The sequence below is a fragment of the Pseudomonas sp. St290 genome, assembly GCF_018325805.1.
GTDB classification, from domain to species: domain Bacteria; phylum Pseudomonadota; class Gammaproteobacteria; order Pseudomonadales; family Pseudomonadaceae; genus Aquipseudomonas; species Aquipseudomonas bijieensis.
On record NZ_AP014703.1, the window covers coordinates 2,036,297 to 2,061,016 of the forward strand.

Consider the following 24,720-nt stretch of genomic DNA (forward strand, 5'->3'; position numbering starts at 1 on the left):
TGTTTGCCGTACTCGTCGCATAATGTCGGCTTAATCGGCCGGCGGCCTAATGTACCTTTTTCCACGGGGCTTACCCATGCGCGTACTGGTTTGCGAAGACGATGAGTTGATTGCCAGCGGGATCGTTGCCGGCCTTACGGCGCAGGGCCTGACTGTCGAACACGTCGCCACCGCATCGGCGGCGCGGGCGATGGTCGGCGTGGCGGAGTTTGATGTCATGGTGCTGGACCTGGGCCTGCCCGACGAGGACGGTCTCAAGCTGCTCAGGCAACTGCGCCAGCAGGGGCTGGAGACGCCGGTGCTGATCCTCACCGCCCGGGACTCGGTGACCGACCGGGTCGACGGCTTGCAGGCCGGTGCCGACGACTATCTGCTCAAGCCCTTCGACCTGCGCGAACTGGCGGCGCGCCTGCACACGTTGCTGCGGCGCGTGGCGGGGCGCAGCGTCAACCTGATCGAGCACGGCCGCCTGACCTACGATCCCAGCAGCCGGGAAACCACCCTGGACGGCCAACCGGTGGATCTGTCCCGGCGCGAGCAATCGCTGTTGCAGGCACTGCTGCACAGTCGTGGCCGGGTGCTGTCCACCGAGCAACTCAAGGACAGTGTCTACGGGTTCAACGACGAACTGGAAAGCAACGCCCTCAATGTCCATATCCATCACCTGCGGCGCAAGTTGGGTAACGGGATTGTCGAGACCGTGCGCGGCCTGGGCTATCGCCTGGGGCCGGCCGACGGTGGAGAAACCTCCAAGTGATGAGCCTGCGACTGCGCCTGAGCCTGACCCTCGGCGCGGCCTTTGCCTTGATCTGGGCGCTGGCCGCGGCGTGGATGCTCAGCGACCTGCGCAACCAGATGATGTTTTCCCTCGATCAACGCCTGGTGGCCTCGGCGCGGATGGTCGCCGGGTTGCTGGAGCAGATGCCGCCGTTGCCCAGCAAGGGCGACGGCACGCATTTGAGCTCCGAGCAATTGAGCATTCCCGGCGGCATGGCCTGCCAGGTCAGCTCCTTGCGCGGGGAGATTCTGGCCCGCAGCCACGGCACCCCGGAACAGACCCTGGAAGCCGAGAAAATGGGCTTTCACGACCAGATGATCGACGGCGCGCCCTGGCGCAGCTTCACCCTGGCCCGGGGCGATCTGCGCATCACCACCGCCGACCGCCAGATCGAACGCGAAGCCTTGAACATGTCGATACTGCTGGCCGCCTCGGTGCCGGTGGGCGTGGCGTTGCTCGGTTGCCTGTGCTTGCTTTGGCTGGGTATCGGACAGGGCCTGGCGCCACTCAATCGCATGCGCGATGCGTTGATGCGGCGCAGTGCCGATTCACTGGAACCCTTGCAGATCCATCCGCTGCCCAGTGAGTTGCGACCGTTGCTGGAAACCCAGAACCAATTGTTCCAGCGCATCGGCAAGACCATCGAGCGCGAGCGCCGGCTGACTGGCGATGCCGCCCACGAGCTGCGCAGCCCGCTGACCGCCATCAAGACCCACCTGCAAGTGGCGCGCATGACCGAGGGCGTCGCCCGCGACCAATCCCTGGCCCGGGCCGAGGAGGGAGCCGACCGCTTGCACCGCACGCTCGAACAATTGCTGCTGCTGGCCCGGGTCGAAGGCAGCCTGTCGTTCGACGATGGCGTGCAATGCAATGCCGAACAGGTGGCGCGGTTGGCGATTCAGGATGCGGCCAGCAGTGATTCCCGGCGAATCAAGCTGCATCTTTCTCCAGGGGTGTCCGACGCACCGGTGCAGATGCCAGCGGTGCTCTCCATCGCCGCCTTGCGCAACCTGCTGGATAACGCCCTGCGCCATACCCCGGTCGATACCGACGTGGAATTGAGCCTGGAGATGATCGGCCAGCGCGTGCGCTTCCAGGTCCGCGATCATGGCCCCGGCATCGCCGCCGACGACATCCAGCACCTGACCCAACGCTTCTGGCGCAACGGCCAGAGCACCGGCTGCGGGCTGGGGTTGGCGATCGTCCAGGCCATCGTCCAGCGTTGCGGCTGCGGCCTGCATTTCGATAGCCGCCCGGATGGGTTGCGGGTCGAGCTGACGATGCCGGTGCAGGTGTTGCCGGGTTAATCCCCTGTGCAAACACAACCTGCCGGTGCCAAACCTGTGGGAGCAAAGCTTGCTCGCGATGCAGGCACCTCGGTCTGATTGCTGAGCAAGGTGATGCCATCGCGCGCAAGCTTTGCTCCCACAGGTTCAATTCCCCCTCGTTTTGCTCCTTCGCATACATCTGCTGTAACGACCTGCCATTGGCGCGCCCACCTGATCCGGGTCTATGTTTTTTTCAGCTCGACTCAAGGACTGAGGAAAACCGCGCCATGGATACCTTCATCGAAATCTGCACGGCCACCCCCAGCGATGCTGGCATCATCAGCCGGATCGCCGAGCGCTCCATCCGGGTCGGGTGTGCCGCCGAACACCGTAACGACCCCGGCATCGTGGCCGCCTGGGTACGCAACAACACCTTCACTCATATCCACCCCTGGCTGGCCGATCCACGGTTGCGCCTGACCGTGGCGCGTTTGCAGGGGCGGCCGGTGGGTGTCGCCATGGCTTCGGTCAGCGGCCGGATCGCCTTCTGCTACGTGCAGCCGGAGTCTTTTCGCCGTGGTGTCGGCGAGGCGCTGGTGCGGGACATCGAGGCGTGGCTGCGCGGGCGTGGGGTGACCCGGGTGCGCCTCAACAGCACGCGTACCAGCTGTGCCTTCTATCGACGCCTGGGGTTCGAGCAGAGCTCGGACGCCTTCGCCATCGGTGGGGTCAAGGCCATTGCGATGCACAAGCCATTGATCGCGCCGACGGCGAAAGTTCTGGCCGAGAGTAAATCCCTTCGCGGCTGATGCGTTTCCACAACAGGAAACCTGCACGTGCGCCTCGACCGGATGCGCACCTGCCCGGTGTGTCGTTTGGGTCATTATTGCGGGGTCGAGAGATGTCAGTCGCCAACAGCCTTATCGAAGCACAACCGGCCCGGGTCAGCCCGGCACCGGCCGAGACGCTCTACCAGTTCAATGAGTCGCCGTTGCTGGCTCGCCAGAGTCGGCAGGAGTCCAATGCCCGCAGTTATCCACGGCGCATTCCCCTGGCCCTCAAGCGCGCCAAGGGGGTGTATGTCGAGGACGTCGAGGGCCGCACCTTCATCGATTGCCTGGCTGGTGCCGGCACACTGGCGCTGGGGCATAACCACCCGGTGGTGATCGAAGCGATCCAGCAGGTGCTGGCCGACGAGCTGCCCTTGCATACCCTGGACCTGACCACGCCGGTCAAGGACCGTTTCGTCCAGGACCTGTTCGGCCTGTTGCCGGCGCAATTGGCCGCCGAGGCGAAGATCCAGTTCTGCGGTCCCACCGGCACCGACGCGGTGGAAGCCGCCCTCAAGCTGGTGCGCACCGCCACCGGACGCAGCACCGTGCTGTCGTTCCAGGGCGGCTACCACGGCATGAGCCAGGGGGCGTTGAGCCTGATGGGCAGCCTGGGGCCGAAGAAACCCCTGGGCGCTTTGCTCAGCAGCGGTGTGCAGTTCATGCCATACCCCTACGATTACCGCTGCCCGTTCGGGCTGGGCGGTGTGGCGGGCGTGAAGGCCAACTTGCATTACCTGGAAAACCTGCTGAGTGACCCCGAGGCTGGCGTGCAATTGCCGGCGGCGGTGATCGTCGAGGTGGTGCAGGGCGAGGGCGGGGTGATTCCGGCTGATCTGGATTGGCTGCGTGGCTTGCGGCGAATCACCGAGCAGGCGGGAGTGGCGTTGATCGTCGACGAAATCCAGAGCGGCTTCGGCCGTACCGGCAAAATGTTTGCGTTCGAGCATGCCGGGATCATCCCGGACGTGGTGGTGCTGTCCAAGGCCATCGGCGGCAGCCTGCCGCTGGCGGTGGTGGTTTATCGCGACTGGCTCGACACCTGGCTGCCGGGCGCCCATGCCGGGACCTTCCGCGGCAATCAGATGGCCATGGCCGCCGGTTCCGCGGTAATGCGCTATCTGTTGGAGCACGACCTGTCGGCTCACGCCGCCGCCATGGGCGAGCGCTTGAGTGAGCACCTGCACATCCTGCAGCGGGATTTCCCGCAGTTGGGCGATATCCGTGGTCGCGGGCTGATGCTCGGGGTCGAACTGGTGGAGCCGACGGGTAAGTCGGATGCCCTGGGCCATCCGCCGGTGCATGCGCGACTGGCACCACGGCTGCAACGCGAATGCCTCAAGCGCGGGCTGATCCTGGAGCTGGGTGGCCGGCAGGGCGGCGTGGTGCGGTTTCTGCCGCCGCTGATCATCACGGCAGCGGAAATCGACCGGGTCGCCGAGATTTTCGGACGCGCCTTGGCTGCTGCTGTCGCTGGCGCCTAATTTTCACCCGGTCCCGTACGTTCCTTTCATATCCCGCTGCGCATACGACGTAGCGAACCTCGAGCAACGATGGAGAAACACCCATGACTTCAGTATTCGACCGCGAGGACATCGTCTTTCAGGTCGTGGTCAACCACGAAGAACAGTACTCGATCTGGCCAGACTACAAGGCCGTCCCCGAAGGCTGGCGTACCGTCGGCAAAAGCGGATTCAAGAAGGACTGCCTGGCCTACATCGAAGAAGTCTGGACCGACATGCGCCCGTTGAGCTTGCGCAAGAAGATGGAAGAGCAGGCGGCTGCGGTTCATTGAATGTAGAACCTGTGGCAGCAAGGAAGCTTTCCACAGGATGGCTGCGGGAGGATGCAAATCCTGCAGTCACATCGGAATCCATGTGGGAGCGGGCTTGCTCGCGATGGCGGCGGATCAGCAACATCGATGCCGGCTGACACGCCGCCATTGCGAGCAAGCTCGCTCCCACAGGGACCGGCCGGCGTTACCAGCTATTGCCCGATCAAAAAATCAATCAACGCCCGTGCCGCCGCCGGCAATTGTCGATGGGGCGGGTAAATGATTGAAAACGGTCGGCTGCGTCCGCCAACGTCCTCCAGCAACGCCACCAATTCCCCCCGCGCGATTCGTTCCCGGACGATGAAGTCATAGGTCTGGCAGATCCCCATCCCGGCCTGGGCCAGGGACACGATACCCAGCACATCGTCGGACACCTGGACATTGCCCGCCGGCAGCCATTCCCGATCTTCATGGTTTATGCGAAACAGCCAGGGTGCGATGCGTCCGCTGCTGGGCATCACGAAGGGCAGGCAGGCGTGGGTTGCCAATTCGTCGAGGTGCCGGGGCGTTCCGGCGCGTTCCAGGTATTGCGGCGCGGCTACCAGGCAAAGGCGGGCGTCTTCGAGCTTGCGGCCGACCAATCCGCTGTCCGGCAGCGGCCCGAGACGAATCGCCAAGTCATACCCCTCAGCCACCAGATCGACATTGCGGTTGGTAATGCTCAGCTCGACCCGTACCTGTGGAAAAGCCTGGCCGAAGCGCGACAGCAGCGATGGCAAGCGGTAATGGCCGTAGGTGGTCGGCACGCTCAAGCGCACGCGACCGGACAGGACGCCGTCCTGGCCCTGGATTCGTCGCTCGGCATCGTCAATCAGGGCAAAGGCCGAGCGCGACTGTTCCAGGTACAGGGCACCGGCATCGGTCAGGTTCAGCCGCCGTGTCGTGCGTCGTAGCAGTTGCACCCCGAGCCGGGCTTCGAGGCGGGAGATGGCGCGGCTCAGGACCGAAGGCGTGGTCCCCAGCGTCACGGCTCCGGCGCTGAGGGTGCCTTTTTCCACGACCGTGACGAAGGCTTCCACGTCGGCCAGGTAATCGAATCGACGGGGCATTGTTGCCTCCAGGGGCCAGGTGATGTTCCGAGGCGCCAGTTTATCGCCGGTAGGCGCATCAATACAGTGAGCGCATCTTTTATCGAAGCGTCCTGGAGTCATCATGAAAAAGCTCACGTCCTTGGCAACATCTGTTGTACTGGCAGGCATCAGTGTCGTGGCCCATGCCGATAACGTGCTGGTGGTCCTGTCCGATTCCGATCATCTGGATCTGAAAAATGGCAAGGTCTTCTCCACCGGGTTTTACCTCAACGAATTGCTGCAACCGGTGAAACTGCTGCTGGATGCCGGTCACCAGGTGACGTTCGCGACGCCCGAGGGCAAGGCGCCGACGCTGGATCGGTCCTCGCTGGACAAGATGTACTTCAATAACGACTCGGCGGAGCTGGAGCGCTACCAGGCGTTGCTGGCGCAGTTGAACATCACGTCGGCCAAGGACTCTCCGGTGATCAGTCTGGCTCGTGCCGAGCAGATCGGCCTGGAGCAGTTCGACGCCCTGTACATCCCCGGTGGGCATGCACCGATGCAGGATTTGCTCACGAGCGCACCGCTGGGCCGGGTGCTGACGCACTTCCATGCCCAGGGCAAGACCACCGCGCTGGTTTGCCACGGGCCGATAGCGTTGCTGTCGACCCTGGCCGACGCCAAGGGCTTCACTGGCCAGTTGGCCGCCAATGGTCAGGCCTGGGCCCAGGCCGACTGGATCTACGCGGGGTACAAGATGACGGTGATCAGCAATCAGGAAGAAGAGCTGGCCAAGGGGCTGCTGGGCGGCGGGAGCATGAAGTTCTATCCACAAACCGCGTTGGAGCAGGCCGGTGGGCACTACAGCAGCAACACCGCGCCGTGGACGTCCCATGTGGTGACGGATCGGGAATTGATCACGGGACAAAACCCGGCGTCGGCGCTGGAGGTGGGGCAGGCGTTGGTCAAGCGGTTGAAGCGCTGACCAGGAACGCCACAGGTTCTTTTGTGGGAGCGAGCCTGCTCGCGATTGCGGTGGATCAGCAACATTAATGTTGGCTGACACTCGGCTATCGCGAGCAGGCTCGCTCCCACAGGGGGGATGGGTTTATTTGAACCGCCGCTCCACCCCTTTCTCCACCAGGATCTTCGCCGAAATCTCTTCCACGGAAAAATGCGTGGAATTGATATGGGGAATGTTCTCCCGCCGGAACAGGTTTTCCACCTCGCGCACTTCGAATTCGCACTGGGCGTAGCTCGAATAGCGGCTGTTGGGCTTGCGCTCGTTGCGGATCGCGGTAAGGCGGTCCGGGTCGATGGTCAGGCCGAACAGCTTGTGCTGGTGGGCGCGCAGGGCGCTGGGTAGTTGCAGGCGCTCCATGTCGTCTTCGGTCAGCGGATAGTTGGCCGCGCGGATACCGAATTGCATCGCCATGTATAGGCACGTCGGTGTCTTACCACAGCGCGACACGCCCACTAGGATCAGGTCGGCCTTGTCGTAATAATGCGTGCGCGCGCCGTCATCGTTGTCCAGCGCGAAATTGACTGCCTCGATCCGCTCCATGTAGTTGGAGTTGTGTCCAATGGAATGGGACTTGCCGACCGAGTAGGACGAGTGCTCGCTCAGTTCCTGCTCCAGGGGGGCCAGGAAGGTGGAAAAAATGTCGATCATGAAACCATTGGACGTTGCGAGAATCTCACGGATGTCCTGATTGACGATGGTATCGAAGATGATCGGGCGGAAACCGTCGTTTTCGGCGGCTTTATTGATTTGCTGTACCATGGCCCGCGCCTTGTCGACGTTGTCGATGTACGGACGTGTCACTTTGGTGAAGGTAATGTTTTCGAATTGCGCCAACAGGCTTTGGCCTAGCGTTTCGGCCGTGATGCCGGTGCCGTCGGAGATAAAGAAAGCAGATCGTTTCATTTGCGCCTTGGGCCTTAAGCTAGTAACGATTCTTGGATATGATAGGCGCGATTTGCTGGCCGCCAGTGGCCCGCATTCTCACTTATTTTCCAGGTCCAGGCCATATCGCCGGTAATCGCTCCCCTGGAGCCTCCGGTGCCTTGAGCTTTTCCAACACAGTTAGTGGAGAGATCACCTTGGTAGAGTACGTAGTTTCCCTCGATAAGCTCGGCGTCCATGATGTGGAGCATGTGGGGGGCAAGAACGCATCCCTGGGCGAGATGATCAGCAACCTCGCCGGTGCCGGCGTATCGGTGCCAGGTGGCTTCGCCACGACCGCTCAGGCTTATCGTGATTTCCTGGAACTGAGCGGCCTGAACAAGCAGATCCACGATGCGCTCGATGCCCTGGACGTCGATGACGTCAATGCCTTGGCCAAGACCGGTGCCCAGATCCGCCAATGGATCATGGAAGCCGAGTTCCCCGAGAAACTGAATGCCGAGATCCGCACCGCGTTCGCCAAGTTGTCCGAGGGCAATCCCGATGTCGCCGTCGCCGTGCGTTCCTCGGCCACCGCCGAAGACCTGCCGGACGCCTCCTTCGCTGGCCAGCAGGAGACCTTCCTGAACATTCGTGGCGTGGAAAACGTCATCCGTGCCGCCAAGGAAGTCTTCGCCTCTCTCTTTAACGACCGTGCCATTTCCTACCGCGTGCACCAGGGCTTCGACCACAAGCTGGTTGCCCTGTCCGCGGGTGTGCAGCGCATGGTCCGCTCCGAAACCGGCACCGCCGGCGTGATGTTCACCCTCGACACCGAGTCGGGCTTCCGTGACGTGGTGTTCATCACCGGCGCCTATGGCCTGGGTGAAACCGTCGTGCAGGGCGCCGTGAACCCGGATGAGTTCTACGTCCACAAAGGCACGCTGGAAGCCGGCCGCCCGGCCATCCTGCGGCGCAACCTGGGCAGCAAGGCCATCAAGATGATCTACGGCGACGAAGCCAAGGCCGGTCGTTCGGTGAAAACCGTCGACGTGGACAAGGCCGAGCGCGCGCGTTTCTGCCTGACCGACGCCGAAGTCAGCGAGCTGGCCAAGCAGGCGATGATCATCGAGAAGCACTACAAGTGCCCGATGGACATCGAGTGGGCCAAGGACGGTGACGACGGCAAGCTGTACATCGTGCAAGCCCGTCCGGAAACCGTGAAGAGCCGCACCCAGGCCAACGTCATGGAGCGCTACCTGCTCAAGGAAACCGGCACCGTGCTGGTGGAAGGCCGTGCCATCGGCCAGCGCATCGGCGCCGGCAAGGTGCGGATCATCAAGGACGTCTCGGAAATGGACAAGGTCCAGGCCGGTGACGTACTGGTTTCCGACATGACCGACCCGGATTGGGAACCGGTGATGAAGCGCGCCAGCGCCATCGTCACCAACCGTGGTGGTCGTACCTGCCACGCGGCGATCATTGCCCGTGAACTGGGTATCCCGGCAGTGGTGGGTTGCGGCAACGCCACCGAATTGCTCAAGGACGGCCAGGGCGTGACCGTTTCCTGCGCTGAAGGCGATACCGGCTACATTTTCGAAGGCGAACTGGGCTTCGACATCAAGAAGAACTCCGTGGACGCCATGCCGGACCTGCCGTTCAAGATCATGATGAACGTCGGCAACCCGGACCGTGCTTTTGACTTCGCACAGTTGCCGAACGCTGGCGTGGGCCTGGCCCGCCTGGAGTTCATCATCAACCGCATGATCGGCGTGCACCCCAAGGCATTGCTGAACTACGACGGCCTGCCGCAGGAAATCAAGGACAGCGTCGACAAGCGTATTGCCGGCTACAACGATCCGGTCGGCTTCTATGTCGAGAAGCTGGTGGAAGGCATCAGCACCCTGGCGGCGGCGTTCTGGCCGAAAAAGGTCATTGTGCGGCTGTCGGACTTCAAGTCCAACGAATACGCCAACCTGATCGGCGGCAAGCTCTACGAGCCGGAAGAAGAAAACCCGATGCTGGGCTTCCGTGGTGCTTCGCGCTACATCAGCGAATCGTTCCGCGACTGCTTCGAGCTCGAATGCCGTGCCCTCAAGCGCGTGCGTAACGAGATGGGCCTGACCAACGTCGAGATCATGGTGCCGTTCGTCCGGACCCTGGGCGAAGCGAGCCAGGTCGTGGACCTGCTGGCGGAAAACGGCCTGGCCCGTGGCGACAATGGCCTGCGCGTGATCATGATGTGCGAGCTGCCGTCCAACGCGATCCTGGCGGAAGAATTCCTCGAGTTCTTCGACGGTTTCTCCATCGGTTCCAACGACCTGACCCAACTGACCTTGGGCCTGGACCGCGACTCCGGGATCATCGCCCATCTGTTCGACGAGCGTAACCCGGCGGTCAAGAAGCTGCTGGCCAACGCCATTGCCGCCTGCAACAAGGCCGGCAAGTACATCGGCATCTGCGGCCAGGGTCCTTCGGACCACCCGGACCTGGCCAAATGGCTGATGGAGCAGGGCATCGAAAGCGTTTCGTTGAACCCGGACTCTGTGCTGGAAACCTGGTTCTTCCTGGCTGAGGGACAGGCTGCGGTCTGATTGAGTGAAGGGGCCTCACCGGTAATGTAAGCCGGACGACCTTGTGGGAGCGAGCCTGCTCGCGATAGCGTTGGATCAGCAAGATTAGTCTCGGCTGACACTCTGCGATCGCGAGCAGGCTCGCTCCCACAGGTCCGCGGCTATCAAACTCCCCGGTCCCTTTTGATTGAAGTAGGGCGGGCTCCTGACGGATGCCGCCCTTTTTTGTGCAAGAGCATTATGCAAAGCAGCAGCAACCTCTTTCCTGTCGCTCTGATCAGCGCCGAGCGGCGCGGTGATCTGAGTGAAGATGTCTATCGCTTGAAACCCGGCAACAGCCCCGACGCCAGCGTCGAACTGGCCGTCACCCGGCTGGGCATGGCCGATGCCAGCGAAATCCGTGGCGTCCCGGTGATCCTGTTGCACGGCAGTTTTTCCAATCGACGCTTCTGGTATTCGCCCAAGGGCCTGGGGCTGGGAGCCTACCTGGCACGCCTGGGCTTCGATGTGTGGATTCCCGAGATGCGCGGCCATGGGTTATCCCAGCGCAACCAGGCCTATCGCAACAATCGGGTGGCCGACTATGCCCGCTACGACTTGCCGGCCATCGGTGCCTTCGTGCGTGAGCAGAGCGGGCAAGTGCCCCACTGGATCGGTCACTCCTTGGGAGGTATTACCCTCGCGGCAGCCTTGGGTGGCCATTACCTGGGCGAACCTGCGGTGGCTTCGGCGGCGTTTTTCGGTACCCAGGTCAGCCGCACCTACTGGCCGTTGAAGATCCCGCCGGTGGAGTGGAGCGGCCGGTTCATCCTCAAGCGCTTTGCCCAGTTGTCCGGCTCAAGGCTCAAGCGCGGCCCCGAGGACGAGCCCATCGGCCTGGCGCTGGAAAGCATGCGCTGGTACGGCCTGTTCGGACGGTTCGGCGATGCTGAGAAGAACTGGTGGGCCGGGCTGGCCGATGTCCAGTTGCCGGTGCTGGCGGTGAGTGCCGCTGGCGATCACCAGGACCCTACCTGGGCTTGCCGCAAGCTCTTCGAGCAGATCGGTTCCGAGCACAAGCAGTTTGTCTGCCTGGGCCAGGAGCAGGGTTTCAAGGGCGATTTCGGCCACGTCGAGATGCTGGTCAGCAAAGCGGCACAGGCTGAGGTCTGGCCTCTGGTAGCCCGTTGGCTGCAGGATCAGCAGGCGCCGTTGCTGGAAAGTCTGCCCGCCCTGGCCGAGGCGGTTTGAGGGAAAGGCTCTGACATGGGCATTTCGCTCTGGTCGGCTTGCGGCTAAGATATGACGCTTGACGCGGTTCCAGTCACAAACGGTTGCTCATTCAGTCCGACGTTCCAGCCTTTCAGGAGTTGTTCGATGAACCATTACCTCACGCCCGACCTGTGCGACGCCTACCCGGAACTGGTGCAGGTGTTGGAGCCGATGTTCAGCAATTTTGGTGGCCGCGACTCCTTCGGCGGCGAAATCGTGACCATCAAGTGCTTCGAAGACAACTCACGGGTCAAGGAGCAGGTTGAACTCGAGGGCAACGGCAAGGTGCTGGTCGTCGACGGCGGCGGCTCCCTGCGTCGGGCGCTGCTGGGGGACATGCTGGCGGAAAAAGCCGCGAAAAATGGTTGGGAAGGGCTGGTGATCTACGGTTGCATCCGTGACGTAGACGTTATTGCCCAGACCGACCTCGGGGTCCAGGCCCTGGCCAGCCACCCGATGAAAACCGACCGGCGTGGCGTCGGCGAACTCAATGTGCCGGTGACCTTTGCCGGCGTGACGTTTCGTCCAGGCGAGTATGTCTACGCGGACAACAACGGCGTGATCGTCTCGCCTAGCCCGCTGAAAATGCCTGAATGAAGCACCACTGCCATAAGGGATGAGGATGTTCGAGGAAGAAAACGCGCAGTGGGGGCTGGTGCATGCCCTGGTGCTGGACGGTAAAGGCGGCGCGCGTTCCATAGCCCGGACCGAACTCGACGATTTGCAGTTGCAGGCCCATGAAAGCCTGTGGCTGCACTGGGATCGCAGTCATCCGCAAACCCACACCTGGCTGCGCAAATCCAGCGGCTTGAGCGAATTCAACTGCGACCTGCTGCTCGAGGAGAATACTCGTCCGCGCCTGTTGCCATTGCCCAACGCCGAGTTGCTGCTGTTTCTTCGAGGCATCAACCTCAACCCGGGTGCCGAGCCGGAAGACATGGTCTCGGTACGGATCTTTGCATCCGCCCAGCGGGTGATCTCTCTGCGCCTGCGTCCGTTGCGCGCTACCGATGAACTGCTGGCGCAGTTGGCCGAGGGCAAAGGACCGAAAAACGCGTCGGAACTCATCCTTTATATGGCGCAGTACCTCACCAACAAAGTGCAGGACCTGGTCACTTGTCTCTCTGAGATCGTCGATACCGAGGAAGAAAAACTTGATACCGACGAACGGTATACCCCCGAGCACGATGCCATTTTGCACATCCGGCGACGGGCCGCCGGACTCAAGCGCTTCCTGGCGCCACAGCGGGACATTTTCGGCCAGATGACGCGACTCAAGCTGCCGTGGTTTTTCGACGATGACAGCGACTATTGGAACGAATTGAACAACAGCCTGACCCGTTACCTCGAGGAACTGGAATTGACCCGAGAGCGCGTGGGGCTTGTGCTGGAGGCCGAAGACCGGCGCCTTTCGGTGCGCATGAACCGCACCATGTACCGCTTCGGCATCGTCACCGGGATTTTCCTGCCGATGAGTTTTCTCACCGGCCTTCTGGGCATCAATGTCGGCGGCATTCCGTTTTCCGAAAGCCCCTACGGTTTCATGATTGCCTGCCTGTTGATGATCTGCGTGGCGCTCGGGCAGTGGTGGTTGTTCCGCCGCTTGCGCTGGGTGTGATGGGGTTTCATGTGACCCGACGAAATTTGATCGCGTCTTCCACAGACATCACGAGAGGTGCGTATGCACGATCCGTTTGAACAGTCTTTGCGCGACATGCTCAAGGCTTCGCCGTCCAGCCGGGACGATGATGCGTGCCTGGGACGTGTACTGAAAACCGCCAACCGCCAGGTCGGTGCGGGCGATCTGTTCAGCCTGCTGGGCCGCTGGTTGCCCGCGCTGATGATCGCCCTGAATAACGGATCGGCCCATGTCTCGCCGGTTTCCCGCCGTAAACCTGTTACTCGCACCGCTGATAAGGCTGATTGAATATGGAACTTGATCTCTGGACCCAGAGCCTCGTCACGGCAATGACTGCGTTGTGGACCAAGGTGGCTAACTTCATCCCGAACCTGTTCGGCGCTCTGGTGGTGCTGTTGCTGGGTTTTGTCGTGGCCAAGCTGCTGGACACGCTGCTGTCCAAGCTGCTCGCCAAATTGGGTCTCGACCGCCTGATGGGGGGCACCGGCCTGACCAAACTGTTGTCCCGTGGCGGCATCCAGGTACCGATCTCGACCCTGGTCGGCAAGATCGTGTATTGGTTCGTACTGCTGATTTTCCTGGTTTCCGCTGCAGAATCCCTTGGCCTCGAGCGAGTTTCGGCTACGCTCGACATGCTTGCGCTGTATTTGCCGAAGGTTTTTGGTGCCGCGCTGGTGTTGCTGGTCGGCGTTCTGCTGGCGCAACTGGCCAACGGGCTGGTGCGCGGCGCGGCCGAGGGCGTTGGGCTGGACTACGCCGCTGGCGTGGGGCGAATTGCCCAGGGCCTGGTGATCATCATCAGTATTTCGGTGGCGATCAGCCAGTTGGAGGTCAAGACTGACCTGCTCAACCACGTGATCGTGATCGTATTGATTACCGTTGGTCTGGCGATTGCGCTGGCAATGGGGTTGGGAAGTCGTGAAATCGCCGGGCAGATCCTGGCGGGAATCTATGTGCGTGAATTGTATGAGGTTGGGCAACAAGTGCGTGTTGGCGAGGTCGAAGGCCAGATCGAAGAGATCGGCACGGTGAAAACCACATTGCTGACCGAGGAGGGCGAACTGGTGTCGCTTTCCAATCGGATCCTGCTGGAACAGCATGTGAGTAGCCGCTAACCCGGCAAACCCTGCTAATGTATGCCGCCGCAAAATGCCCGATACGGCAGGCTGCGGCGCACATTGACCTAGACTGTCGGCCCGACTTGTTTTGAACAAACCCCAATCGCTATCCACGCGCTACGACCCCCGTGATCTCTCCGATGAGGAGTTGGTCGCGCGCGCGCATACGGAGTTATTCCACGTAACGCGTGCATACGAAGAATTGATGCGCCGTTACCAGAGGACATTATTTAACGTTTGTGCACGATATCTCGGGAACGATCGCGACGCTGATGATGTCTGTCAGGAGGTGATGTTGAAGGTGCTGTATGGCCTGAAGAACTTCGAGGGGAAATCGAAGTTCAAGACCTGGCTCTACAGCATCACGTACAACGAATGCATCACGCAGTATCGCAAGGAACGGCGAAAGCGTCGCTTGATGGACGCGTTGAGCCTGGACCCTCTCGAGGAAGCGTCTGAAGACAAGGCGCCCAAGCCCGAGGAAAAGGGTGGACTCGATCGCTGGCTGGTCCATGTGAACCCGATCGATCGGGAGATTCTGGTGCTACGATTTGTCGCAGAGCTGGAATTCCAGGAGATCGCAGACATAATGCATATGGGTTTGAGCGCGACAAAAATGCGTTACAAGCGCGCTCTAGACAAATTGCGTGAGAAATTTGCGGGCATTGCTGAAACTTAGTTCGGCGCAAATATCTCTTACGTGTAGGCAAGTTCTGATAGACTTGCCGCCGAGTTGTCCCCCGGTTTGCGGGACTGCTTCACAATCACCAGATGGGGATTTAACGGATGAAACTGAAAAACACCTTGGGCTTTGCCATTGGTTCTTTGATTGCTGCCACTTCGTTCGGCGCTCTGGCACAAGGCCAAGGCGCAGTTGAAATCGAAGGCTTCGCCAAGAAAGAACAATTCGACAGCGCTCGTAACTTCAAGAACAACGGCAACCTGTTCGGCGGTTCGGTTGGTTACTTCCTGACCGACGACGTTGAACTGCGTCTGGCCTACGACGAAGTGCACAACGCCCGTACTGACGACGGCACCAACGTCAAAGGCGCCAACACCGCTCTGGACGCTCTGTACCACTTCAACAACCCAGGCGACATGCTGCGTCCTTACGTCTCTGCCGGTTTCTCGGACCAGAGCATCGACCAGAATGGCAGCAACGGTCGTAACCGTTCCACCTTCGCCAACGTTGGCGGCGGTGCCAAGCTGTACTTCACCGAGAACTTCTACGCCCGTGCTGGCGTTGAAGCTCAGTACAACATCGACCAAGGCGACACCGAGTGGGCTCCAAGCGTCGGTATCGGTGTGAACTTCGGTGGCGGTTCCAAGCCTGCCGCTGCTCCAGTTCCAGCTCCGGCTGAAGTCTGCTCCGACAGCGACAACGATGGCGTCTGCGACAACGTCGACAAGTGCCCTGACACCCCAGCCAACGTAACCGTTGACGCTGATGGCTGCCCAGCTGTTGCTGAAGTCGTTCGTGTTGAGCTGGACGTCAAGTTCGACTTCGACAAGTCGGTCGTCAAGCCTAACAGCTACGGCGATATCAAGAACCTGGCTGACTTCATGAAGCAGTACCCATCCACCACCACTACTGTTGAAGGTCACACTGACTCCGTCGGTCCTGACGCTTACAACCAGAAACTGTCTGAGCGTCGTGCAAACGCCGTTAAGCAAGTTCTGACCAACCAGTACGGTGTTGAATCGTCCCGCGTTCAGTCTGTTGGCTACGGCGAATCCCGCCCAGTTGCTGACAACGCCACTGAAGCTGGTCGTGCAGTTAACCGTCGCGTAGAAGCGCAGGTTGAAGCCCAAGCTAAGTAATTAGCCCACAGCTTTGGAAAAGCCCGGCTTAGGCCGGGCTTTTCTTTGCCTGCGATTTATTGAAAGAGCCTTGGTGTCGCCACAGTGTGGCTGCTTAAAACACCGAACCTGTGGGAGCAAAGCTTGCTCGCGATGGGGTAGGGCCAGCAACATTCATATGGGCTGACACACCGCTATCGCGAGCAAGCTTTGCTCCCACAGGTTCGGTGGTTGGGTGTTGTTTGTTACAGCGCCGAAGCCTGAACCCACGAAGGCTGCGACCCTGCACATTCGGTCGCGCCTGCCACTGCGCCAATCACCAGGATTGCCGGGCTCTTGAGTTGAAAGGTGCCTGCATCGGCTTCCATCGAAGCCAGGTCACTGCGGCAATCACGCTGATGGGGCAGGGAGGCGTTTTCGATCATGGCCACTGGCGTATTCGCCGCCAGGCCGCCGGCCAGCAATTGCTCACGAATCTCGCTCAGTTTCGCCACGCCCATGTACACCACCAGCGTCGTGCCGCTTTGTGCCAAGGCTTGCCAGTTCAGGCTGCTGCCATCCTGGGTGTGGGCCGTCACCAACGTCACGCCCCGAGCAACCCCGCGCAGAGTCAGTGGAATATCGCACTGGGTCGCCCCCGCGAGGCCGGCGGTGATGCCATTGACCAGTTCGACCTCGACGCCATGCTCGCGCAGCCATTGGGCTTCTTCACCGCCGCGACCGAAGATGCAGGGGTCGCCGCCCTTGAGACGCACCACGCATTTGCCCTGGCGAGCATAGCGCAGCATCAATCGATGAATGAACGCCTGGGGCGTGGAGCGGCAGCCGCCGCGCTTGCCGACGGCAATGATGCGCGCATCGGGGCAATGCTCCAGCACTGCGGTATTGACCAGATCGTCGATCAACACCACGTCGGCCTCACCCAGGGCGCGCACGGCTTTGAGGGTCAGCAACTCAGGGTCACCGGGACCCGCACCCACCAGCCAGACTTTTGCGTTCATAGTGTTTTCCTCACGAGATAGCCGCCAGTGGTTGCGCAGTGGCAACCAGCAGGCGCTTGATTTCCGGTACGCAGGAGCCGCATTGCGTGCCACAGCCCAGTTCCTGTTTGAGTCCCTGCAAGTCCAGGCCACGTTCAATGCCTGCGCAGATCGCACGCTGGCTGACGTTCATACAGTTGCACAGCGTTTTGCTGCCCCCCGTCGTGGCGCCGACATTGCCCGGCGGCGCGCTCAGAGGCGCCAGCAGCCAGCGTCGCAGTTGTTCATCGGCACGACCTTCCAGCCACAGGTTCTGCAGCCAGTGCCGAGCCAGGGTTTCGCCAGCCAGGCGAATGGCGGTGATGCGGCCGTTTTCGATTCGAACCCGTTTACCGATAGAGCGACGGGGATCGTCATAGGCCAGTACCGGCCCATCGATCAGGCCCAATTGCTCGTCGATCGCCTGGAGCAGCTGCGGTTCGGGGGCAACAGCGCTGGCCGCGCGAATCAGCAACGCGGGACGCTCACGGCCGGTCAGGCTCAGGCTGACGTAGGAAAACGCCTCACACAGGGGGCGCAGCGCCTCCAGATGCTGTTGAACATCGCCTTCGATCAGGGCGAAAAGCTGCCAAGGCAGGTTCACCGGTTCCAGGCGCACACCGCTGTGCTTGAGTTCCGGTTGTTTCGACAACGGATCGAAGGCCGGTTGAGTCAGGGTATTGACCCCGCCCTTGAGGAACCGATCGCCCCAGTGCATGGGCAGGAACGCCTGGCCAGGGCGCACGCTGTCGTCGCTGTCCACGGCCACGATCACGCTGCCGCGACGGCTCTTGAGGTTGACCAGGTCGCCCGCCTGCAGGCGATGCCGGAGCAGTTCGTCGGGATGCAGGCTGAGTACCGCTTCGTTCACATGACCGAACAACTGCGCGGCGGTACCGGTGCGGCTCATGCCGTGCCACTGGTCACGCAAGCGGCCAGTGTTCAGGGTCAATGGGTAGCGGGCGTCACGCAGTTCCTTGGCGGCCCGATAGGGGTCGGCCACAAACCGGGCACGGCCGCTGTCGGTCGGGAAAATCCCGTCCACGTACAGGCGCGCCGTCCCGACAGTGGCGCCGTCCGGGAAAGGCCATTGCTGAGGACCGAGTTGGTCGATCAGGGCATGACTGATGCCGGACAAGTCCAGGTCGCGGCCGCGGGTCAGTTGTTTGTATTCATCGAACAGTTCGGCTGGGGCTGCAAAGGCAAACAGGCTGGGCTGCCCCGGCCGCAGGCGTTTCTCCAGGCGTTGTGCGAAATCCACTGTGATTGCCCAGTCCGCACGAGCCTCCCCCGGTGCGCCGATGGCCCGACGGACGTGGGAAATACGCCGTTCGGAGTTGGTCACCGAGCCTTCTTTCTCGCCCCAACTGGCCGCCGGCAGCAGCAGGTCGGCAAAGGCAGCGGTCTCGGTGGTGCGGAAGGCTTCCTGCAACACCACGAATGGGCAAGCTTGCAGCGCTTCACGTACCGCCGTCTGGTCTGGCATCGATTGGGCTGGGTTGGTGCAGGCGATCCACAAGGCCTTGATCTTGCCACTGCGAACCTGCTCGAACAGCTCGATGGCGCTCAAACCGATGGTGGCGGGCAATTGCTCGACGCCCCAATAGCGGGCGACTTCGGCGCGATGTTCCGGGTTGGCGGCTTCGCGATGGCCCGGCAGCAGGTTCGACAGGCTGCCGGTTTCCCGTCCGCCCATGGCGTTGGGTTGACCGGTCAGCGAGAAGGGCCCCGCGCCCGGCCGCCCGATCTGCCCGGTGGCCAAGTGCAGGTTGATCAGCGCGCTGTTCTTGGCGCTGCCGGCGGTGGACTGGTTCAAGCCCATGCACCACAGCGACAGGAAGCTCGGCGAGGTGCCGACCCATTCGGCACACTGGTGCAGTTGTTCGACGCTGATGCCGCACAACTGCGCGACCATCGCCGGGGTGTAGTCGCGTACCAGGTTCTTCAGGTCCGCCAGGCCTTCGGTATGGGCCTTGATGAAGTCGCGGTCGACCCAGTCTTCCCACAGCAGCAGGTGCAAAATCCCATGGAACAAGGCGACATCGGTACCGGGCAGGATCGCCAGGTGCAGGTCCGCCAGGTCGCAGGTGTCGGTGCGCCGCGGGTCGATGACGATGATTTTCATCTGCGGTCGGCGGGATTTGGCCTCTTCGAGACGGCGAAACAGGATGGGATGGGCGTAGGCCATGTTACTGCCGACGATCATCACGCAGTCGCTCAGTTCCAGGTCTTCGTAGCTGCAAGGTGGGGCGTCGGCGCCGAGGCTGCGCTTGTAGCCCACCACGGCGGAGGACATGCACAGCCGCGAATTGCTGTCGATGTTGTTGGTGCCCACCAATGCCCGGGCGAGTTTGTTGAAGGCGTAGTAATCCTCGGTGAGCAATTGGCCGGAGATGTAGAACGCCACGCTGTCGGGGCCGTGTTCGGCGATGGTCTCGGCGAAGACGCTGGCGGCGTGATCCAGGGCGCTGTCCCAGTCGCTGCGGGCCCGGGCCAGACCTTTGCCCAGGCGCAGTTCGGGGTAGAGGGCGCGTGCGGCGAGGTCGCCGGTCAGGTGCAGGGTGGAGCCCTTGCTGCACAGTTTGCCGAAGTTGGCCGGATGGGCGGGATCGCCACTGACGCCGAGGATGCGCTCGTCGTCATGCTCGATCAGCACGCCGCAACCGACCCCGCAATAACAGCAGGTCGAGGCAGTGATCTGGCGGTCCATCAGCTTGCGTCCCGCAGGGCCAGTTGCACCCGGCCGTTTTCGACCCGGGCCGAATGGTGATGGGCGCAACCCACATCCGGCGCCTGGGCCTGGCCGTTCTCCAGGTCGATCTGCCAGTTGTGCAGCGGGCAGGCCACGCGCTTGCCGTAGACCAAGCCTTGGGACAACGGGCCGCCCTTGTGCGGGCAACGGTCATCGAGTGCGAACACCTCGTCATCGCTGGTGCGGAATATCGCGATATCGCCTTTGGGGCCATTGATGATGCGCGAACCGAGGATGTTGATTTCTTCCAGTGCGCAGATATCCAACCAGTTCATGCCGGCACCTCCAGGTTTTTCACGGGGATGACTTCAAACTCTTTTTTCAGCAGTGGCTGTTCCAGGCGCTGTTTCCAGGGGTCTTGCTCCAGCGAGAGGGAAAACTTCAGGCGTTCGTGGAGGGCCTTGCGCCGCTCGGGATCTTCCAGCACGGCTTTCTTGATGTGCTCCATGCCGACCCGCTGCATGTAGTGCACGGTGCGTTCGAGGTAGAAAGCTTCCTCGCGGTACAGCTGCAGGAAGGCGCCGTTGTATTCGCGCACTTCCTCGGCGGTCTTGAGCTTGACGAAAAACTCGGCCACTTCGGTCTTGATCCCGCCGTTGCCGCCGATGTACATCTCCCAGCCGGAATCGACGCCGATGATGCCAACGTCCTTGATGCCGGCTTCCGAGCAGTTGCGTGGGCAACCGGAGACGGCCAGTTTCACCTTGTGCGGCGACCACATGTTGAACAGGTCGTGTTCCAGCTCGATGCCCAGTTGGGTCGAGTTCTGCGTGCCGAAGCGGCAAAACTCACTGCCCACGCAGGTTTTCACGGTGCGGATGGATTTGCCGTAGGCGTGGCCGGAGGGCATGTCGAGGTCTTTCCACACGCCGGGCAGGTCCTGCTTTTTGATCCCCAGCAAATCGATGCGCTGCCCGCCGGTGACCTTGACCATCGGCACGTTGTACTTGTCGGCCACGTCGGCGATGCGCCGCAGCTCGGAAGGGTTGGTCACGCCGCCCCACATCCGCGGGACGACCGAGTAGGTGCCATCTTTCTGGATGTTGGCGTGGGCGCGTTCGTTGATCAGGCGTGATTGTGGATCGTCTTGAGCCTCGCCGGGCCAGGTGGAAATCAGGTAGTAATTAAGCGCTGGCCGGCAGGTGGCGCAGCCGTTCGGCGTGCGCCAGTTCAGGTAGCTCATGGCCCCGGCGATGGTCAGCAGGTGCTGATCGCGGATTGCCTGGCGGATCTGGCCATGGTTGAGGTCGCTGCAACCGCAGATGGCTTTTTCGCTTTTCGGCTTGACGTCCGCCGCGCCGCCGACGGTGTTGATCAGGATCTGCTCCACCAGGCCGGCGCAGGAGCCGCAGGAGCTGGCGGCCTTGGTGTGTTTCTTCACGTCATCGACGCTGAACAGCCCGTGTTCCTGGATCGCCTTGACGATGGTGCCCTTGCACACGCCGTTGCAGCCGCAGACTTCGGCGCTGTCGGCCATGCTCATGGCTTTGTCCTGGCCTTGGTGGCCTACATCGCCCAGGGCGTTTTCCCCGAACATCAGGTGATCGCGGATCTCGCCGATGGCATGGTTCTCACGGATCTGGCGGAAATACCAACCACCGTCCGCCGTATCGCCGTACAGACAGGCGCCGACCAGCACGTCATCCTTGATCACCAGCTTTTTGTAGACGCCGCCAATCGGGTCGGAAAGGGTGATGGTTTCGGTGCCTTCGCCGCCCATGAAGTCGCCGGCGGAGAACAGGTCGATGCCGGTGACTTTCAATTTGGTCGAGGTGACCGAGCCCTTGTAAGTGGCGAAGCCCAGTTGCGCGAGGTGGTTGGCGCAGACCTTGGCCTGTTCGAACAACGGTGCTACCAGGCCGTAGGCGGTGCCACGGTGGCTGGCGCATTCACCGATGGCGTAGATGCGCGGATCGTAGGTCTGCATCGTGTCGTTGACCAGGATCCCGCGGTTGCACGGGATGCCGGACTTTTCCGCCAGCTCGGTGTTGGGGCGGATGCCGGCGGCCATCACCACCAGGTCCGCAGGGATGATGTCGCCGTTCTTGAACTGGACCGAGCCGACCCGGCCATTGCCGGCGTCGTGCAGGGCCTGGGTCTGTTCGCTGAGGCGGAATTTCAGGCCGCGATTTTCCAGGGCGGTTTGCAGCAGTTGGCCGCTGGTCTTGTCCAGTTGCCGCTCCAGCAGCCATTCGCCCAGGTGCACCACGGTCACGTCCATGCCCCGCAGCTTCAGGCCGTTGGCGGCTTCCAGGCCGAGCAAGCCGCCACCGATCACCACGGCGTGCTTGTGGGTCTTGGCGGTGTCGATCATGGCCTGGGTGTCGGCGATGTCGCGGTAGCCGATCACACCCTCCAGGGTGTTGCCGGGGATCGGCAGGATGAAAGGCGTGGAGCCGGTAGCGATCAGCAGGCGATCGTATTCGGCTTCGCTGCCGTCTTCGGCGATGACCCGGCGCTTGACCCGATCGATCTCCACCACCTTGCGATTGAGCAGCAGCTTGATGTTGTTGTCCAGGTACCAGCTCAGGTCGTTGAGTACGATCTCTTCGAAGGTCTGCTCGCCGGCCAGCACCGGCGAAAGCAGGATGCGGTTGTAGTTGGTGTGGGGCTCGGCGCCGAACACCGTGATGTCGTACAGCTCGTTGCTCAGCTTGAGCAGCTCCTCGAGGGTTCGAACCCCGGCCATGCCGTTGCCGATCATTACCAGTTTGAGTTTTTTCATCAGGGTTCTCCGCAAGTTCAGGCCCGTTTCATCACGGTGATCGGGCTGGCTCGGCAATTTTTTCGAAAACAAAAAAAGGCGTCCCGCTAGTTGCCTAGCGAGGACGCCTTTGTCCTGGTCCCGTTCTCTCGGGAAGCACCGCCTTCATCGTTGGAGGCGTTGCTGTATGTATGGTGAGAGAGGTTATGCAGTGGTTGTGCCAAGTGGCTTGAGGGCGCGGATTTAGTGGGGGAACGACTGATTGCACGATTGGGGGAGGGATTTATTGCACCGAATCAAAGCGTGTTGCCCGGTAATGGAGCGTGGTAGCCGATAGCTTTGTAGTGACAGCTAGGCCGCCTTCGCGAGCAGGCTCGCTCCCACAGAGGGCTTCAGTGCATGCTGCAACTGCATACCAAGCAAATCCCCTGTGGGAGCGGGCTTGCTCGCGAACGCGGTGGATCAGCTTGCATCAATGCTGAATGTGCCGCCGCCTTCGCGAGCAAGCCCGCTCCCACATTGGATCTGTGGTGGCCACAAAACCTGTGGGAGCGATCCTGCTCGCGATGGGCGCGACTGGATCTCAGCCATGAAATACCAAAAACAGCAGCACGATGTTCACCACCAACGACACCAGCGCCAACGTTCGCCAGACCTTCAGCGGTTCTCTTTCCAACAATGGCCGGGGCCTGACGCTCAAACTGCGGCGTTCGCCCTGTTCCAACAGCAACAACCATTCCTCGGCGGTTTCAAAGCGTTGATCCGGATCCGCCGCGACGGCCCGTTCCAGGCTCTGCCCGAGCCATTCGGGCAAGTCCGGCCGATAGCGGCTGGCACCGACCGGCGCGCCAAAACGCGGGCGTTGGAAGGCTTCGATTTCGCCGTAGGGATAATGCCCGGTCAGCAGGAAGTACAAGGTCACACCAACGGCATATAAATCCTGTTGCGCGGTTGGCGCGGTGCCGGCGAAGGCTTCCGGAGCGATGTAACTGGGCGTGCCGGGCAGCACGTTGGCCTGGTCCTCGGACAAGCCCGGGCAGTACGCCAGGCCGAAATCCAGCAAGCGCAACTCCCCGTCGTCACCCAGGTGCAGGTTTTCCGGCTTGATGTCGCGGTGGTAGATCTGCCTTCGATGCAACAGGCCCACCGCCCGCACCAGCCGCTGCGCCAGCTCCAACCATTGGGCGAGAGGTAGTGGCCCGTCCTGGTTGAACAGCTCGGCCAGGGTCACGCCCGAATATTCGCGCATCACGTAGTAGAGATGCTGACGCTGGGGAACGCCATGGACCTCGGGAAATTGTCGCCCGGCGACCCGTTTGAGAAACCATTCTTCCGAGAGCAATGCCTGTGCGGCCCGGCTATCGTCGCGCAACTGAGTCGGCAAGGTTTTCAGCAGCCAGGGCTGGTCCTGACCGTCGTGTACCCGATAGAGCAACGATTGTTGGCTCTGGCCGAGCAGGCCTTCGATCTGCCAGCCTTCGAACACCTGGCCCGGTTTCAATGCCGGCGGCAGGGGCCATTGCTGCAGTTGGATCAGGGCATCGCCGATGCTCGCTTCGCCCACGGCATCGACCCGCACCAACAAGGCGCTGGCGTTGTCCTGGCTACCGGCCAGGTGCGCGGCATTGACCAGCGTCTGCGCCGCAAGGTCCAGGTCCGGCTGGTCGCGAAGAATGCCGGCGATGGCCGTGTCCCCCAGGACTGCCCAGACACCGTCGCTGAGCAGCACAAAGGTTTCGTCGATGCGTAACTCGCCGTCGAGAAAGTCCAGGATCAGGTGTTGATCCAGGCCCAGGGCACGCTTGAGCACGTGCTGCATGCCTTGTTGTTCCCAGACGTGATCCTCGCTGACCCGTTGCAGATGATCGGCATGCCAGCGGTAGACCCGGCAATCGCCGACATGAGCGAGGGTGAAGCGTCGGCCCCGCAGCACCAGGGCGCTGACGGTGGTGAGCAGCGGTTGCCCGCCACCGTTGGCCTGCAGCCAGCGATTCTGCGCCAGCAGCAAGCGGTCAAGCGCCTGGGCCACACCCCAGGTCTGCGGTGTGGAGTAGTAGTCCAGGGCCAGCGCCTGCAAGGTCGAACGGGCGGCCAGCCCGCCATCGGCGCATTGGCTCACGCCGTCGGCGATGGCGAACAGGTAACCCTTGCTGGCGGCCAGGGCCGGGGCCGGGGTGACCAGGCGCAGGGCGTCCTGGTTTTCTTCCCGCGGGCCGATGGCACTGGCTTCGGCGAAACTCAATTGCAGGCTCATGG

21 protein-coding genes are annotated in these 24,720 nt (G+C 61.8%); 14 read left to right on the plus strand and 7 right to left on the minus strand.

The window, feature by feature from the left end:
* Positions 1 to 76 precede the first annotated feature (76 nt).
* The 5 genes from PBDP_RS08920 to PBDP_RS08940 all read left to right on the plus strand — a co-directional run bounded on the left by PBDP_RS08920 (position 77) and on the right by PBDP_RS08940 (position 4,671).
* Entirely contained in the window at positions 77 to 757 is a 681-nt protein-coding gene (locus tag PBDP_RS08920) for a response regulator (RefSeq protein ID WP_109751494.1), read from the plus strand.
* Positions 754 to 2,085 (plus strand): ATP-binding protein, encoded by a 1,332-nt coding sequence (locus PBDP_RS08925; RefSeq protein ID WP_116831808.1) that lies wholly within the window; start codon positions 754 to 756, stop codon positions 2,083 to 2,085. Before PBDP_RS08920 ends, PBDP_RS08925 begins: the two co-directional genes overlap by 4 nt.
* A gap of 248 nt (positions 2,086 to 2,333) precedes the next feature.
* Positions 2,334 to 2,855, plus strand: a complete 522-nt coding sequence (locus PBDP_RS08930; protein WP_212802108.1) for a GNAT family N-acetyltransferase — start codon at positions 2,334 to 2,336, stop codon at positions 2,853 to 2,855.
* A 92-nt stretch (positions 2,856 to 2,947) separates the two neighbouring features.
* A complete protein-coding gene (locus tag PBDP_RS08935; RefSeq protein WP_212802109.1) occupies positions 2,948 to 4,360 on the plus strand; it encodes an aspartate aminotransferase family protein in 1,413 nt (470 codons plus the stop codon).
* Positions 4,361 to 4,443: 83 nt separating this feature from the next.
* The gene (locus PBDP_RS08940; RefSeq protein ID WP_134923423.1) at positions 4,444 to 4,671 is read left to right on the plus strand and encodes an MbtH family protein; all 228 of its coding nucleotides are present in this window, start codon (positions 4,444 to 4,446) and stop codon (positions 4,669 to 4,671) included.
* Positions 4,672 to 4,862: 191 nt separating this feature from the next.
* Here the strand turns inward: PBDP_RS08940 and PBDP_RS08945 are convergent, their stop codons facing one another.
* Positions 4,863 to 5,759 (minus strand): LysR family transcriptional regulator, encoded by an 897-nt coding sequence (locus tag PBDP_RS08945; RefSeq protein WP_176688343.1) that lies wholly within the window; start codon positions 5,757 to 5,759, stop codon positions 4,863 to 4,865.
* A gap of 103 nt (positions 5,760 to 5,862) precedes the next feature.
* Between PBDP_RS08945 and PBDP_RS08950 the strand changes: the two genes are divergently transcribed.
* Complete coding sequence (locus PBDP_RS08950; protein ID WP_212802110.1) at positions 5,863 to 6,708, plus strand: type 1 glutamine amidotransferase domain-containing protein; 846 nt, start codon at positions 5,863 to 5,865, stop codon at positions 6,706 to 6,708.
* Positions 6,709 to 6,831: 123 nt separating this feature from the next.
* Here the strand turns inward: PBDP_RS08950 and ppsR are convergent, their stop codons facing one another.
* The gene (gene ppsR, locus PBDP_RS08955; RefSeq protein ID WP_109751501.1) at positions 6,832 to 7,650 is read right to left on the minus strand and encodes a posphoenolpyruvate synthetase regulatory kinase/phosphorylase PpsR; all 819 of its coding nucleotides are present in this window, start codon (positions 7,648 to 7,650) and stop codon (positions 6,832 to 6,834) included.
* A 176-nt stretch (positions 7,651 to 7,826) separates the two neighbouring features.
* On the opposite strand from ppsR, the gene ppsA reads away from it, so the two are divergent.
* From ppsA to PBDP_RS08995, 8 genes are all read left to right on the plus strand, one after another.
* Entirely contained in the window at positions 7,827 to 10,202 is a 2,376-nt protein-coding gene (gene ppsA / locus PBDP_RS08960; RefSeq protein ID WP_109751503.1) for a phosphoenolpyruvate synthase, read from the plus strand.
* 219 nt (positions 10,203 to 10,421) lie between these two features.
* Positions 10,422 to 11,411, plus strand: a complete 990-nt coding sequence (locus PBDP_RS08965; RefSeq protein ID WP_109751504.1) for an alpha/beta fold hydrolase — start codon at positions 10,422 to 10,424, stop codon at positions 11,409 to 11,411.
* Between the two features lie 126 nt (positions 11,412 to 11,537).
* A complete protein-coding gene (gene rraA, locus PBDP_RS08970; protein ID WP_109751505.1) occupies positions 11,538 to 12,029 on the plus strand; it encodes a ribonuclease E activity regulator RraA in 492 nt (163 codons plus the stop codon).
* Between the two features lie 25 nt (positions 12,030 to 12,054).
* Positions 12,055 to 13,050 carry a divalent cation transporter CmaX gene (gene cmaX / locus PBDP_RS08975; protein WP_109751506.1) on the plus strand — a complete coding sequence of 332 codons (996 nt, stop codon included), beginning with the start codon at positions 12,055 to 12,057 and terminating at the stop codon, positions 13,048 to 13,050.
* A gap of 63 nt (positions 13,051 to 13,113) precedes the next feature.
* Positions 13,114 to 13,359 (plus strand): hypothetical protein, encoded by a 246-nt coding sequence (locus tag PBDP_RS08980; RefSeq protein WP_014337331.1) that lies wholly within the window; start codon positions 13,114 to 13,116, stop codon positions 13,357 to 13,359.
* A gap of 2 nt (positions 13,360 to 13,361) precedes the next feature.
* Positions 13,362 to 14,186 carry a mechanosensitive ion channel family protein gene (locus PBDP_RS08985; protein WP_053183230.1) on the plus strand — a complete coding sequence of 275 codons (825 nt, stop codon included), beginning with the start codon at positions 13,362 to 13,364 and terminating at the stop codon, positions 14,184 to 14,186.
* Between the two features lie 91 nt (positions 14,187 to 14,277).
* Positions 14,278 to 14,868, plus strand: coding sequence for an RNA polymerase sigma factor SigX (gene sigX / locus PBDP_RS08990; RefSeq protein ID WP_092197526.1), 591 nt, complete (start codon positions 14,278 to 14,280; stop codon positions 14,866 to 14,868).
* A gap of 107 nt (positions 14,869 to 14,975) precedes the next feature.
* The gene (locus PBDP_RS08995; protein WP_109751507.1) at positions 14,976 to 16,010 is read left to right on the plus strand and encodes an OmpA family protein; all 1,035 of its coding nucleotides are present in this window, start codon (positions 14,976 to 14,978) and stop codon (positions 16,008 to 16,010) included.
* 224 nt (positions 16,011 to 16,234) lie between these two features.
* On the opposite strand, the gene cobA is transcribed toward PBDP_RS08995, so the two are convergent.
* The 5 genes from cobA to PBDP_RS09020 form a co-directional block, all read right to left on the minus strand.
* Positions 16,235 to 16,990, minus strand: a complete 756-nt coding sequence (cobA, locus tag PBDP_RS09000; RefSeq protein ID WP_109751508.1) for a uroporphyrinogen-III C-methyltransferase — start codon at positions 16,988 to 16,990, stop codon at positions 16,235 to 16,237.
* A gap of 10 nt (positions 16,991 to 17,000) precedes the next feature.
* Positions 17,001 to 19,718 carry a nitrate reductase gene (locus PBDP_RS09005; protein WP_212802111.1) on the minus strand — a complete coding sequence of 906 codons (2,718 nt, stop codon included), beginning with the start codon at positions 19,716 to 19,718 and terminating at the stop codon, positions 17,001 to 17,003.
* Entirely contained in the window at positions 19,718 to 20,035 is a 318-nt protein-coding gene (gene nirD, locus PBDP_RS09010; protein ID WP_116831815.1) for a nitrite reductase small subunit NirD, read from the minus strand. The genes PBDP_RS09005 and nirD overlap by 1 nt, the downstream gene beginning before the upstream one ends.
* Entirely contained in the window at positions 20,032 to 22,485 is a 2,454-nt protein-coding gene (gene nirB / locus PBDP_RS09015; protein WP_116831816.1) for a nitrite reductase large subunit NirB, read from the minus strand. Before nirB ends, nirD begins: the two co-directional genes overlap by 4 nt.
* A 562-nt stretch (positions 22,486 to 23,047) precedes the next feature.
* Positions 23,048 to 24,718, minus strand: a complete 1,671-nt coding sequence (locus tag PBDP_RS09020; protein WP_212802112.1) for a bifunctional protein-serine/threonine kinase/phosphatase — start codon at positions 24,716 to 24,718, stop codon at positions 23,048 to 23,050.
* Positions 24,719 to 24,720 lie beyond the last annotated feature (2 nt).

Excerpts from the sequence above, each read along its gene's own strand:
- PBDP_RS09020 (WP_212802112.1), bottom strand. The coding sequence starts at position 24,718 with ATGAGCCTGCAATTGAGTTTCGCCGAAGCCAGTGCCATCGGCCCGCGG.
- nirB (WP_116831816.1), bottom strand. The coding sequence starts at position 22,485 with ATGAAAAAACTCAAACTGGTAATGATCGGCAACGGCATGGCCGGGGTT.
- cobA (WP_109751508.1), bottom strand. The coding sequence starts at position 16,990 with ATGAACGCAAAAGTCTGGCTGGTGGGTGCGGGTCCCGGTGACCCTGAG.
- ppsR (WP_109751501.1), bottom strand. The coding sequence starts at position 7,650 with ATGAAACGATCTGCTTTCTTTATCTCCGACGGCACCGGCATCACGGCC.
- PBDP_RS08965 (WP_109751504.1), top strand. The coding sequence starts at position 10,422 with ATGCAAAGCAGCAGCAACCTCTTTCCTGTCGCTCTGATCAGCGCCGAG.
- PBDP_RS08995 (WP_109751507.1), top strand. The coding sequence starts at position 14,976 with ATGAAACTGAAAAACACCTTGGGCTTTGCCATTGGTTCTTTGATTGCT.
- nirD (WP_116831815.1), bottom strand. The coding sequence starts at position 20,035 with ATGAACTGGTTGGATATCTGCGCACTGGAAGAAATCAACATCCTCGGT.
- PBDP_RS09005 (WP_212802111.1), bottom strand. The coding sequence starts at position 19,718 with ATGGACCGCCAGATCACTGCCTCGACCTGCTGTTATTGCGGGGTCGGT.
- PBDP_RS08985 (WP_053183230.1), top strand. The coding sequence starts at position 13,362 with ATGGAACTTGATCTCTGGACCCAGAGCCTCGTCACGGCAATGACTGCG.
- rraA (WP_109751505.1), top strand. The coding sequence starts at position 11,538 with ATGAACCATTACCTCACGCCCGACCTGTGCGACGCCTACCCGGAACTG.
- PBDP_RS08930 (WP_212802108.1), top strand. The coding sequence starts at position 2,334 with ATGGATACCTTCATCGAAATCTGCACGGCCACCCCCAGCGATGCTGGC.
- PBDP_RS08940 (WP_134923423.1), top strand. The coding sequence starts at position 4,444 with ATGACTTCAGTATTCGACCGCGAGGACATCGTCTTTCAGGTCGTGGTC.
- PBDP_RS08920 (WP_109751494.1), top strand. The coding sequence starts at position 77 with ATGCGCGTACTGGTTTGCGAAGACGATGAGTTGATTGCCAGCGGGATC.
- PBDP_RS08980 (WP_014337331.1), top strand. The coding sequence starts at position 13,114 with ATGCACGATCCGTTTGAACAGTCTTTGCGCGACATGCTCAAGGCTTCG.
- PBDP_RS08935 (WP_212802109.1), top strand. The coding sequence starts at position 2,948 with ATGTCAGTCGCCAACAGCCTTATCGAAGCACAACCGGCCCGGGTCAGC.
- cmaX (WP_109751506.1), top strand. The coding sequence starts at position 12,055 with ATGTTCGAGGAAGAAAACGCGCAGTGGGGGCTGGTGCATGCCCTGGTG.
- PBDP_RS08950 (WP_212802110.1), top strand. The coding sequence starts at position 5,863 with ATGAAAAAGCTCACGTCCTTGGCAACATCTGTTGTACTGGCAGGCATC.
- PBDP_RS08945 (WP_176688343.1), bottom strand. The coding sequence starts at position 5,759 with ATGCCCCGTCGATTCGATTACCTGGCCGACGTGGAAGCCTTCGTCACG.